The organism is Sphingopyxis sp. BSN-002 (assembly GCF_022024275.1).
Taxonomy (GTDB): Bacteria; Pseudomonadota; Alphaproteobacteria; order Sphingomonadales; family Sphingomonadaceae; genus Sphingopyxis.
Map to the genome: position 1 here is coordinate 625,297 of NZ_CP091804.1, position 12,370 is coordinate 637,666.

At 64.8% G+C, this 12,370-nt stretch carries 11 protein-coding genes; 5 read left to right on the forward strand and 6 right to left on the reverse strand.

Annotated features, from left to right (window positions below; translation table 11 throughout):
- Nucleotides 1–12: 12 nt before the first annotated feature.
- Complete coding sequence (locus L7H23_RS03230; RefSeq protein ID WP_237837926.1) at nucleotides 13–1,356, reverse strand: sulfatase-like hydrolase/transferase; 1,344 nt, start codon at nucleotides 1,354–1,356, stop codon at nucleotides 13–15.
- Nucleotides 1,357–1,625: 269 nt separating this feature from the next.
- On the opposite strand from L7H23_RS03230, the gene L7H23_RS03235 reads away from it, so the two are divergent.
- Complete coding sequence (locus tag L7H23_RS03235) at nucleotides 1,626–3,488, forward strand: alkaline phosphatase PhoX (protein WP_237837927.1); 1,863 nt, start codon at nucleotides 1,626–1,628, stop codon at nucleotides 3,486–3,488.
- Between the two features lie 40 nt (nucleotides 3,489–3,528).
- Here L7H23_RS03235 and L7H23_RS03240 read toward each other — a convergent pair whose 3' ends face one another.
- Together L7H23_RS03240 and L7H23_RS03245 are read right to left on the reverse strand one after the other, a co-directional pair.
- Entirely contained in the window at nucleotides 3,529–4,683 is a 1,155-nt protein-coding gene (locus tag L7H23_RS03240; RefSeq protein ID WP_237837928.1) for a serine hydrolase domain-containing protein, read from the reverse strand.
- A gap of 62 nt (nucleotides 4,684–4,745) precedes the next feature.
- Nucleotides 4,746–5,393: a CAP domain-containing protein gene (locus L7H23_RS03245; RefSeq protein WP_237837929.1), complete on the reverse strand. Its 648-nt coding sequence runs from the start codon at nucleotides 5,391–5,393 to the stop codon at nucleotides 4,746–4,748.
- Between the two features lie 123 nt (nucleotides 5,394–5,516).
- Between L7H23_RS03245 and ychF the strand changes: the two genes are divergently transcribed.
- Complete coding sequence (gene ychF / locus L7H23_RS03250) at nucleotides 5,517–6,614, forward strand: redox-regulated ATPase YchF (RefSeq protein WP_237837930.1); 1,098 nt, start codon at nucleotides 5,517–5,519, stop codon at nucleotides 6,612–6,614.
- Here ychF and L7H23_RS03255 read toward each other — a convergent pair.
- On the reverse strand, nucleotides 6,611–7,015 hold the full coding sequence (locus tag L7H23_RS03255) for a MerR family DNA-binding protein (protein ID WP_237837931.1): 405 nt from the start codon (nucleotides 7,013–7,015) through the stop codon (nucleotides 6,611–6,613). The two genes, ychF and L7H23_RS03255, sit on opposite strands and share 4 nt — an antisense overlap.
- Nucleotides 7,016–7,057: 42 nt before the next feature.
- Between L7H23_RS03255 and L7H23_RS03260 the strand changes: the two genes are divergently transcribed.
- A complete protein-coding gene (locus tag L7H23_RS03260) occupies nucleotides 7,058–7,795 on the forward strand; it encodes a glutaredoxin (protein ID WP_237837932.1) in 738 nt (245 codons plus the stop codon).
- A gap of 77 nt (nucleotides 7,796–7,872) precedes the next feature.
- Here the strand turns inward: L7H23_RS03260 and L7H23_RS03265 are convergent, their stop codons facing one another.
- Complete coding sequence (locus L7H23_RS03265) at nucleotides 7,873–8,847, reverse strand: DUF2167 domain-containing protein (RefSeq protein ID WP_237837933.1); 975 nt, start codon at nucleotides 8,845–8,847, stop codon at nucleotides 7,873–7,875.
- A gap of 177 nt (nucleotides 8,848–9,024) precedes the next feature.
- On the opposite strand from L7H23_RS03265, the gene L7H23_RS03270 reads away from it, so the two are divergent.
- Together L7H23_RS03270 and L7H23_RS03275 are read left to right on the forward strand one after the other, a co-directional pair.
- A complete protein-coding gene (locus L7H23_RS03270; protein ID WP_237837934.1) occupies nucleotides 9,025–10,593 on the forward strand; it encodes an alkaline phosphatase D family protein in 1,569 nt (522 codons plus the stop codon).
- Nucleotides 10,594–10,638: 45 nt separating this feature from the next.
- A complete protein-coding gene (locus tag L7H23_RS03275) occupies nucleotides 10,639–11,832 on the forward strand; it encodes a nucleotide pyrophosphatase/phosphodiesterase family protein (RefSeq protein ID WP_237837935.1) in 1,194 nt (397 codons plus the stop codon).
- Here L7H23_RS03275 and L7H23_RS03280 read toward each other — a convergent pair whose 3' ends face one another.
- Nucleotides 11,833–12,369 (reverse strand): homogentisate 1,2-dioxygenase, encoded by a 537-nt coding sequence (locus L7H23_RS03280; RefSeq protein ID WP_237837936.1) that lies wholly within the window; start codon nucleotides 12,367–12,369, stop codon nucleotides 11,833–11,835. It abuts the gene before it with no gap.
- Nucleotide 12,370 lies beyond the last annotated feature (1 nt).

The following is a 12,370-nucleotide window of genomic DNA, read 5'->3' on the forward strand; positions in this document are numbered from 1 at the left end:
GGCGCGGTCGGGTCAGGTCGTCGGCGTCTTTACCGCTTCCACGCTCTTGCGGCTGCGCAACATGATCCACGGCACATGCCCGGGCTCGAAGCGCGTGCGCAGGTCGCGCTGGAAATAGGGCGGCATGTGATCGCCGACGATCAGGATGTCGGTGTCGGAGAAATCAGGCTTCATGATCTCCGCCGTAATGCTGTCCGCCAGCTGTTTTTGCAGTTCGAAGCTGCGGCAGAGCATCGGATAATCCTCGCGCCATTCCGCGGTGCCAAGCCTGCAATTGTCGGTGCCAAGCGCGCGCTCGGCCGCCACAGGAATATGTCCGTTGACGGTCAGCCAATAGAGGAATTTGCGCTTCTCGGGCGCCTGGCGCAGCCGTTCGCCGATGATGCGCGGGACGTCGCGATCGCAGGCGCCGGGAAAAACACTGCCGCAGTGGCCCGCGCCCATCGCGAGGATCTGGTTCGAGAACAGCGAGCGCTCGAAACCGATCTTCGGATACCAGGTTTCACGATCGAAGAAGGTGCCGTTGAAGCTGTGGAGCGATTCAACCTCGAACCCGGCCTTGCGGAACTGCTGTGGCAGGCAGTTCGGATGGTCGAAGTCATAAGTCTCATAGTCCGACCAGGCGGCGCACAGTTCGCGCAGCTCGGCGCTGGTCGTTGAGCCGAAAAAGGGGTTTGTCCCGCGGGTCACTTCATAGCGGCTGCTCCAGCGCTCCGGGTTCCACATCTGGTCGAACAGCTTCCGGTCGAACGGATCGGACGAGACGCCCAGCGATTCGACGACGATCACGACCAGATTGCGCGCGCGCAGCGTCGAGGGCGCGATATGGTTCTGGATCACGGCAGAATCGACCGGCATCCCCGCAGGCGCGGTCATGCTGTACGAACCGCGCGTTCCCGCCGTGGCCACCATGTCGACATTGATCAGCAAGGCGACGAGGCCCAGCGCCAGGAACTTGTGGTCGCGCGTCTTCAGCGGCGGGATACGCGATCCCATCGCGATCAATGCGACCAGCGAGGCGACCAGCAACAGCCCGCCAACCAGATATTCGGGCGACTGCGACGGATGCAGCTCGCCTGCGAACTGGAGCGAGCCGAACATGGTCGCCCAGTTGAGGTTGAAGGTCATCGCGACATAGGTCAGCAGGTTGAAGATAAACAGCGCCACCGCGACGGCCGTGCGCAGGACATGATGGCTCCAGCTCGACAGCAGCACCGCGAGCAGGCCGCACGCCGCCATCGAGGCCGTCATGCTGGGCCCGCCGATCGGCCACATGGCGATGAAGGCGAGATTGGGCAGCAGCAGCCACCAAACGCCCCAACGCCACGGAAAATTGCGCACGATCTGTAGTTGCAAGGCCTGATCCCCGATGATGCGCGCGGGCGCATGCGCCTCGCCCCACGATGCAGCTTTAGCGAAGCATGGTTAGCATCCGGTAAAATTGTGGCCGATGCGCCTTTTGCGCGCCACAGGGCCCACGCGAGCGATGCGTGTCAAATCACCGTCATATAAGTCATTGCTTTCAGACACGTTCCAGCAACGCCGATGACACTTCCCTCTGCAATCGGGGGCCACCCAAGGCGGGACGGCGAGTCCCGGGGCTCAACCGAAAAAAGGGGAACTGCATGTCACATCTTACAGACGAGGCGCGCGCGCCTTACCGCACCGACGCGACCGGACTGCCCGGGCCGGACAGTCTGGAAGCGATCGTCGCCGAAAATCCGTCGCGCCGCTCGCTCCTGCTCGGCCTCTCGGCCCTGCCTGCACTCGCACTGGCCGCGTGTAGCGACGATGACGGCGCGCCGCCGATTACGGTGACGCCTACTCCGACGCCCACGCCCACTCCGACGCCAACCCCGACACCGCCGAGCTTCGCGGTCACCTTCGCGGCGGCCGCCGCGAACCAGGACGACAAGGTCACCGTGCCTGCGGGCTACACCGTCGATGTCCTGCTGAAGGCCGGCGATTCGGTCGAGACCGGAACCCCCTATTCGGGCAGCTTCCCGACTCCCGCGGTCGCCGAGAAGTGGGCCGGCGGCAACCATGACGGCATGGAGTATTTTACGCTGACGGGCGTCGACCCGAATGTCGGCGGTCTCCTCGCGATGAATCACGAATTGCCCGATTTCAACATCCTGATGGCAGGCACCTATGACGCAGCGACCGCAACCGCCGACCAGAAAGCGCTCGCGCTTTCGGCTGTCGGCATCAGCGTCGTCGAAATCGCCAGGGGCACCGACGGCAAATGGGCGGTGAAGGCCGGTTCGACCTTCAACAAGCGCTATACGGGCAATACGAACTACCGTGCCGGCGGCCCTGCCGCAGGGCTGCTGTCGACCCCGATCAAGGGCATGCTGAACAATTGCTCGAGCGGCCGGACGCCGTGGGATACCTATCTTACCTGCGAAGAGACGATGGACAATTATCTCGACCCGACGCAGCCGCGGAACAATTACGGCTGGGTCGTCGAAATCGACCCCTCGCGCGAACTGTCGCAGCCGACGAAGCGCACGGCGATGGGCCGCTTCAACCACGAAAATGTCGCCTATATGGCTAACGCCGACCGCCGCGTCGCTTTCTATATGGGCGACGACACCACACCGGGCTGTATCTATAAATTCATCCCCGAGCGCGCCTATAGCACGACGCGCGCGGCCAATGCCGACCTCCTCGACTATGGTACGCTCTATGTCGCGCGCTTCAACGCCGACGGCACCGGCGAATGGAGGGCACTGGTCGTCGGCCAGAACGGCCTGACCGCAGGCGCATCGGATCCGGGCAACGTCAGCCAGAGCACGACCCCGCCCGCGCCCACGATCGTCAATTTCAACAACCAGGCCGACGTACTGATCAACACCCAGTCGGCGGCGCGCGTCGCCGGCGGCACCGTGATGGACCGCCCCGAGTGGATCACCGTCGCGCCGAACAATCAGGCTGTCTTCGTCACGCTGACCAACAACAGCGGTCGTCGCGTCACCGACCCGATGAATCCGCGCGTCACCAATCTGCACGGGCATATCCTGAAGTTCCGCGAGGAAGCCGACTCGCCACTCGCAACCAAGTTCAGCTGGGAAATCTTCCTGCTCGCGGGCGATCCGTCATTGTCCTCCGGTGGCGCGAACCTGGCCGGCAACATCAACGGCGACACCTTCTCCAGCCCCGACGGCATCCGCATCGACCCGCAAGGCCGCATGTGGGTCCAGACCGACCACAGCGTCCCGGGCAATTCGGGCGTCACGGGCAAGACCATCGACCAGGCCTTCGGCCACAATGCGATGTTCCATGTCGACCAGACGACGAAGCAGTCGAAGCGTTTCCTGGTCGGACCGCTGGGCTGCGAGATCACGGGTCTGGCTTACACGCCGGACCTCAAGACCTTCTTCGTCAATATCCAGCATCCGACGGGCAACTGGCCGGTCGCGGGCGAACAGCCGCGATCCTCGACCGTCGTGGTTCGCCGGACCGACGCCCAGCCGGTCGGCAACTGATCGCGCGCCGCCCGTTCCCGTCCCGGAGCGGGCGGCCGCCTCAGACGAATTTCATATCGCCGAAGATCCAGCGCCACGGCGCGCCGGTCTCGCCGAGAATGGCCTTCACGATCATCGGAAAGGCGGCCTCGGCGCGGACGTCGTTCGACATGATCAGCACGCAACGCTGGCCCTTCTCGAGGCAGACCAGCGTGTTGCCGGTCGAATCATTGTGCCCGCCGCGAAAGAAGGCACGCCCCTGCGGCCCTGCGAAGGTGATCAGGCCGACGCTTGCCGCGACGCCCGGCGACCGATCCGCCACGGGCGCATCGTCCATCAGCGTCGGGAATTGCGAGCGCGAGCGGATCGGCAACCCCGGCCGCAGCAACTCGGCACGCGCGGCGTCGGAAAGCCCTGCGCCCGAGACGAGCGCGGCTGCAAAATTGGCAAGGTCGGTGATGGTGGTATCCATCGATCCTGCCATCCGGACGCGACTACGCTCGTCGTGCGGCACAGCCTTGCCGTCGAGTTCCCAGCCGTCGGCAAGATTGGCGGCGAAAGCGGGACGCCAGACAAGGCTGGTATCCGGCATCTTCAGCGGGTCGAAGACGAGCCGCTGAACCTCTTGCACGACCTTCAGTCCCAACCCCTTTTCGATCCCGAACTGCAGCAGCATGATCCCTTCGCCCGAATAGCCGTAGCGGCTGCCCGGATCGAAATGGATGCGAAGCTTCCCGTCGGGTTCGAGGAAGGAGAAATTCGCGAAACCGGTGCTGTGGTTCAATACCATGCGCGGGGTGATCGTCCGCCACCGCTCGTCGCCGGCGAGGTCGCCCCAATTGCCGTAAGCGTCAGGGTTGCCATAGTCGGGCAGCGGCTTCGCAAGCATGCCGGCGATCGGCTGATCGAGATCGACCTTGCCCTCGTCGACCAGCCGCAGCACCGAGTAGGCGAAGACCGCCTTCGTCAGCGACGCACCATACATGATCGTCTGCGGCGTCAGCGGGTCGCCCTTGGCATTGCGGTCGCCGAAAGTCTGCACCGACACGACCTTGCCCTTGTCGATCACCGCGATCGCCAGCCCGCGCGCGCCGGTCTTGGTCATCGCCTGTCGTGCGGTTTCGGCGACGCCGGCCTTGTCTGGAAACGTGTGCGCCGCAGCAGGCGGTGCGCCCAGCAGTAACGGCATGATCAGCGACAATTTCGCAAGACGCATCTCTATCTCCCTGATTTCAGGAAGATCACCTGCTATACTATAGTATACAGCTCGCAAGCGACTCATGGGCGTTTCGGCGGCGGCGGAGGCGAGCCGTCGGGGGTCGGCGACATGACGATCACGCACATCGTCCTGTGCACCGGATGGGTGCCGCAGGCGACGCCGGCGTAGCGGCGATCGGCGTCGAGGAGCCCGAGCCGGTGCCCGCGCCCGGGCACGCCGTCGTCGATCAGCAACTGGTGGATCACGCCCTCGGCGCTGTGGTGTCCGTAGGTGATGGCTTCGCTCACATAGCGCCCGCCGCCACGGGCGAGCATCCGCTCGCCGGGTCCGCGGCCGTTGGTATAGTGGCCGACGGCGCCCGAGCGCGACTGGACGGCGACATGATCTGCCGCCGCGCGCGCCAGAATTTCGCTCCAGGCGAGGCGCGGCAGCGGCTTTTGCCCGCGCAGGTCGCGGATCGCCTCGTCGACCGCCGCGACGCCTTCGTTCGTCATGATGTCGATCTCGCTGCCCTCCTCGGCAATCAGCAGCTTGCCCTCGAAACGCGGCCGGTAGCTGCGCAATATGTCGCGATAGGCGTCCGGATCCTCTCGAAAGCGGTTGAGCTCGGCAAGAACTCCGGCCTCGAAGCGGCTTGGCGCGGCATAGGCGGCGACAGACGCGAGGCAGCAAACGGAGGCCGCCAGCCGGAATGCGAAGTTTCTCATGGCGCCCAGCATAAACCCGACGGCTTAACGTCCCGCAACCGGTGCAAAGGCTGGCATCCGGTGCGACTTGGCGCTAGGGGCGCGGGCAAGAAGCGGCGACACGCCGAACCTCACGGAGTTTTTATGGGTTTCAAATGCGGGATCGTCGGCCTGCCCAACGTCGGCAAGTCCACTCTCTTCAATGCGCTGACCGAAACGGCAGCGGCGCAGGCGGCGAATTATCCGTTCTGCACGATCGAGCCGAACATCGGCAACGTTGCGGTGCCCGATGCGCGGCTGGAAAAGCTCGCGGCGATCGCGAGCAGCAAGAAGATCATCGCAACGCAGCTCGCCTTCGTCGACATTGCCGGGCTCGTACGCGGCGCGTCGAAGGGCGAAGGGCTCGGCAACCAGTTCCTCGGCAACATCCGCGAAGTCGATGCCATCGTCCATGTGCTGCGCTGCTTCGAGGATGACGACATCCAGCATGTCGAGAACAAGGTCGATCCGGTCGCCGACGCCGAAACGGTCGAGACCGAGTTGCTGCTCGCCGACCTCGAAAGCCTCGAAAAACGTGTCCCCGCCTTTGCCAAGAAGGCCGCACAGGGCGACAAGGAAGCCAAGATCGCCGCATCGGTTCTCGGACAGGCGCTCGACCTGCTCCGCGACGGCAAGCCCGCGCGCCTTGTCGAACCCAGGGACGACGAGGAAGCCCGCGTCCTTCGGACCGCGCAGCTTCTGACGTCGAAGCCCGTCCTCTATGTCTGCAATGTCGACGAAGGCAGCGCCGCGAATGGCAACGCCTTCTCCGAAAAGGTTTTCGCCAAGGCCGCGTCCGAGGGCGCGCAGGCGGTTGTCGTCTCCGCGGCGATCGAGAGCGAGCTGGTAACGATGGACATGCCCGACCGGATGGAATTCCTGTCGGAAATGGGCCTGACCGAGACCGGCCTCGCCCGCGTCATCCGTGCGGGCTACGAATTGCTGCACCTGATCACCTTCTTCACCGTCGGACCGCAGGAAGCGCGCGCATGGACGGTGCATCAGGGCGCAAGCGCGCCCGAAGCGGCCGGCGAAATCCACAGCGATTTCCAGAAGGGCTTCATCCGCGCCGAAACCATCGCCTATGACGACTATGTCGCGCTCGGCGGCGAAGCCAAGGCGCGCGAAGCGGGCAAGCTGCGCGCCGAGGGCAAGGCCTATGTCGTGCACGACGGCGACGTCATGCACTTCCTGCACAGCTAGTCCGGTTCGAACGCCGCCAGGATCGGGCACGGCCCCTTGTCGCTCGCCGCGCACTGATCGGCGAGGCGCGCGAGGGCGGCGCGGGTTTCGGTCATTTGCGCGATTTTCTCGTCGAGGACTTCGATCCGCTGGCGCGCCAGCGCACGGACGCGGACGCGATCGTCGCTTTCTTCGAGCGCGAGCAGTTCGGAAATCTCTTCGAGCGTGAAGCCCGACGCCTGCGCCGAGCGAATGAATTTCAGGCGCCGAACATCGTCGCCGTCATATCGCCGGACACCCCCGCCCCAGCCGTCACCACCGCTCCGCGCGGGCGTGCCCATCAAACCGCGGCGCTGGTAATAGCGGATCGTCTCGACCCCGACGCCGCCCGCATTCGCCAATTTTCCGATCGTGAGCTGCACTGCTTGACTCCGTACCATGGTACGGAAGCTATATGGGTCGGCATGACGAAACAGGCAACCCTCCACCGCATGGTCATGCCGGGCCACACCTGCCCCTATGGACTGAAGGCGAAGCACCTCCTCGAAAGCCGCGGCTTTGCGGTCGACGACCGCTGGCTGACGACACGCGAGCAGGTCGATGCGTTCAAGGCCGAACATGACGTCAAGACGACGCCGCAGACCCTTATCGACGGTGTCCGCATCGGCGGATACGACGATCTGCGCCGCCATTTCGGGCTGAAGGTCGCTGACCCCGACGCGACCAGCTACACGCCGGTGATCGCACTCTTCGCAATGACCGCACTCATGGCGCTGGCAGCGAGCTTTGCGGTCGAAGGCCACGTCTTCACCCTGCGCGCGGCCGAATGGTTCATCTCGTTCAGCATGGTCGTCCTCGCGCTCCTGAAATTGCAGGACGTCGACAGGTTCGCGACAATGTTCCTGAATTACGACCTGCTCGCCAAGCGCTGGGTACCCTATGCGAGCATCTATCCCTTTGCCGAGGGCCTCGCCGGCGTGCTGATGACCGCGCACGCGTTCAACTGGCTCTCGATCCCGATCGCCCTCTTCATCGGCGGTATCGGCGCGGTGTCGGTGTTCAAGGCCGTCTATATCGACAAACGCGACATCAAATGCGCGTGCGTCGGCGGCAGCAGCAAGGTGCCACTGGGCTTCGTCTCGCTGACCGAAAATGTGATGATGGTCGCGATGGCGCTGTGGATGATGCGGATGTGGTTCTGAGCGGGTCCGGAGCATCGCGGCATCGAAAAAATATCCGCAACGCTCCTCTCCTTGCGACTGGACAGGGCCAGCGCTTCTCAGTCGCGCTTTTCCTCGTCGGCGGGGGCCTCCCACTCCGAGGCTTCGATTGCCGGCTTGCGCCCGAACAGTCCACCAATGAAGTTACGCAGGCCCGCGAACAGCGCGACGACGCCGATCAGCAGGAACTTGCCGAATTTTGCGAGGATCGCGAGCAGGCCGACCTTTTTCGCGACGGCGGCCGCGCCACCGGCGGCGACCAGCCCCGCAATCCCGTATTCGGCCTTCTTGTCGGTGGCAGAATTATAGTCGGCGTAGCGCGAGCCGGAGCGAAAGCTGCCGACGGCGGCGAAGGTCTTTGCAGCTTCGCGCACCTCGTCGAGCTGGTTGATATTCGCAAGGATGTTCATGCTCAGCACGCCTTCGCGCCCGAGCAGGCGGATGTCGTAGTTGAGCGAATCCTCCGGCATGTCGTCGAACTTGATGTCGCGCGCCCAGACGAGCGAATGCTTGCCCGCGTCATAGGTCGGCGCCTGTGCCCAGCGCTGGAGGATGCCGGCGGGATAGCCCTGCGCGCGAATCTCGGGCGCATGCTCCTCGTCGGCGGCCTTCATGTTCGCGAGCATCTCGTTGTAGTCGATCGTCTTCGCATCGTCGTCGGACACATAGCCGGTGTCCTCGAAGGTGATCACCGCCGACCAGGTATCGTCGACAAAACTCTTGCCTTTCGGAAACACCATGCCGAGCACGCCATTGGCGGCCGCCGGCGGGTTGCGCCAGATATCGACGAGGATCGTGCGCGACTGCTCCGGCCCGACGAAATAATATTGGTCGCCAAGATTGAGATCGGCCTTCGCCGCCGGGATCGGGATCGTTCCCGTCTGGCGGTCCAGTTCCTTCAGCAATTTTTCGGTCGCGGTGCGCTGTTGCGCGGCCACGGCATCGGGCGTCGCGCTCGCTGCAGTCGTCGGCGCAGCCGCGTGAAGAACCGTGGCCGGCACCGCGGCAATCGCCAGCGCCCCCGCCAAAGCCAATGCGCTGCCTTTGCCTGTTATTCTGATCATCATCTTCCCCCCGGTTGATCACCGGTCTGTCTCAAACTTGGGCCATGCTGACAAGCATCAAAAGGCCCGAAGCGGCGCATGGGCATGCGCGCGTGGCTGGGCTATGCCGCTCGCGCTGAGTCGCAAATTTTCGTTTCCGGAGCCGCCATGCTGAACCGCCGCCACTTCCTTGCCACCGCGACCCTCGCCGGCCTGTCGGCACCCGCGATCCTGCGTGCGGAGGCGGGCTTCTTTCGCGACTTTCCGTTCAGCCTCGGCGTCGCCGCGGGCGATCCGGCGAGCGACGGCTTCGTCATCTGGACGCGGCTCGCGCCTGCCCCGATGGAACCGCACGGCGGGATGCCGCTGATCAACGTGCCGGTCGAATGGGAAGTATCGCCCGACAGCGGCTTCAGGGAGGTCGTCGCAAAGGGCACCGAACTCGCCCGCCCCGAACTCGGCCACAGCGTCCATGTCGAGGTGGCGGGCCTGCTGCCGAACCGGCCCTATTATTACCGCTTCACGGCGGGCGGCGAACGCAGCCTTCGCGGGCGGGCAAAGACGCTCCCTGCCGTCGGCGCAGAGGTCGACGCATTGAAATTCGGCGTCTGTGGCTGCCAGCATTACGAGTCCGGCTTCTACGGTGCGTACCGCCACCTCGCACGCGAGGACCTCGCCTTCGTCTATCACTATGGCGACTTCATCTACGAATATCAGCAGGATTACCTCTTCCCCGACGGCCTGCCCGTCCGCCCGGTGCGCAAATATGCGCTGCGCGGGTTGCAGGATCTGGGCGACTTCCGCACCGCTTATTCGCAGACGCTGTTCGATATCGACATGCAGGCGGCACGCGCGCAGCACGCTTTCGTCTCCAGCTTCGACGATCACGAGATCCGCAACGACTGGGTCTCGGTCTATGACGACTGGAAGATGGACCTCGACGGCAACGATCCCGACGCGCCGCCGCCCGAGGTCTTCATGCTGCGCCGGCAGGCGGCGTTCCAGGCGTGGTACGAGCATATGCCGGTGCGCAAGGCGCTGCTCCCGCGCGGCGGTTTCATCGCCGCGAACCGCGAGCTGCGGTACGGCAATCTGGTATCGATGCAGGTTCTCGACACGCGGCAGTATCGCGACAACCAGCCCTGCGGCGACGGTTTCAAACCGGCCTGCCCCGATGTCTATGCGAAGGACGCGCAGGTTCTGGGCAAGGCACAGGAGGACTGGCTCGCAAAAAACCTCGCCAGGGGCGGCGCGACGTGGAACGGCATCGCGCAGCAGGTGACGATGATGGCGCTCGACCGCCGCCGCCGCGAGGATGAGCCGAAGAAGATCCTGAATCTCGACAGCTGGCCCGGTTACGAGGCCCCGCGCGAACGCATCCTCTCGCGTTTTGCCGGCCTCAAGAACTGCGTCGTGCTGACCGGCGACGAGCATCAGAATTTCTGCGGCGACCTGGTACTGCAGGACAAGGTCGTCGGGGCCGAGTTCGTCGGCACGTCGATTTCGAGCGGCGGCGACGGCAGCGACCTCCGCAAGGGAACCGACGTGTTCCTGAAGCTCAACCCCGAACTCAAATTCGCCAACGACCAGCGCGGCTACATGGTGTGCGACGTCAATCGCGAGGCGTGGCAGACGCATTTCATGGTCGTCGACAAGGTGACGACGCCGACCAACACGCTGTCGAAGCGCGCGACCGGCGTGGTCGAGAACGGCGTCGCCGGCATCAAGATGGCCTGACCCGCTGTCGCCGGAGCGTCATATATCGGGCATAGCGGAGCGCGCATGACACGCCTTCTCTCGCTGCTTCTGCTGCTGTTCGTCGCCGCGCCCGCCCACGCACAGGAAACGCGGCGGCCGGTCACGATCCTGATTTCGATCGACGGCTTTCGCGCCGACTATCTGGGGCGCGGCATCACACCGAACCTGTCGAAGCTGGCGGCGGACGGCGCGTATGGCGCGCTCCGCCCGTCCTTTCCGACCAAGACCTTCCCCAACCATTATGCGATCGTCACCGGCAAGCGCCCCGACACCAACGGGATCGTCGGCAACAACATGATCGACCCGCGGCGTCCCGCGGTGAAGTTCAGCCTTGGCGACCCCAAACAATCGCTCGATCCCTTCTGGTGGGACGAGGCCGAACCCGCGTGGGTCACCGCGAACAAAGCAGGCGTCCGCACCGCGACGATGTTCTGGCCGGGCAGCGAGGTCGCGATCCGCGAGACGCGGCCGCCCGACTGGCTGCGCTACGACGAGCATGTCGGCTATGCCCAGCGCGTCAACACGATCCTCGACTGGATGCGCCGCCCCGCAGATATCCGCCCCGCATTCGTGACCCTCTATTTGGAGGCGGTCGACAGTGCCGGCCACGAGTTCGGTCCCGACAGCACGGAAGTGAATGCCGCGATCGGCGAGGTAGACGCACGGATCGGCGATCTCGTCGCCGGGCTCGCCGCGATGGATCAGCCGGTGCAGCTTCTGATCGTCGCCGATCACGGGATGCGCGCGATCGACGAAAGCCGCATCGTCCAGCTCGCCGACCTGATCGACCTTCCCAGCATCGTCGCGGTCGAGACCGGCCCCTATGCCGCGATCGAACCCGCCGCGGGCACCGACAACCGCGTTTACGAGGCCCTGCTGAAGCCGCACGATCATATGCGCTGCAACCGGCGCGAGTATCTGCCCGAACGGCTGCACTATGGCCATAATCCGCGCGTCGCGGCGATCATCTGCATCGCCGAGCCGGGCTGGACGATCCTCGCGGGTCCGCCGCAATGGCCCGTCAAGGGCGGCGCGCACGGCTATGACAATCAGGACGACCAGATGCTCGCACTGTTCCTCGCCAGCGGCACCCCGCTGAAGGGCGACGTCGGCATCGTCGACAATATCGAGATTTATCCGTTGCTGATGCGCCTGATCGGCGTCACGCCGCTCGCCAGCGACGCGAGCGGCACCCTGGTCAAGCGGCTGGAACGCTGATCAGCGCAGCAGCGCCATCGCATGGATCCGGTCGGTCGGCGCGTTGACGATCTGGAGCAGATAGCGCCCCGGCGTCACATCGAAATCAACCATCTTGCGAATGCCCGAACAGGCGGGGCCATGGCCGTGCGTCGCCGACTTCACCGCGGCGCCATCGCGAACGAGGTCGATCCATGCGCCGCCGTCGAGCGCGACGGTCAGCCGTCCCGCCTTCTTCACGTCGATCGGCACCATGCCGCCGAATTTGAAGACGTCGGGCTCGCGCTCCGGTGCGATCCAGTACCGAAGGCTTTCGGTCTTGTGCAGCGACAGCTCGGTCCGCGCGGCGCCGAGCGCCGGCCAGCCGATATCGCGCGGTTCGCCATAGCCGTAGATCGTCTTGGCCGACACGTTGCGCGCCCAGTCGGCGAGCTCGGGCGGCAACACGGGTGTCGCCGGGCAGGATTCCGCCGCGGGCGCCTTCTTCGCCGGCGCGGCCATCGACGGCGCAGCAACCAGCGCGGTGGAGATCAGCGCAGCGGCAATGCGGAACTTCATC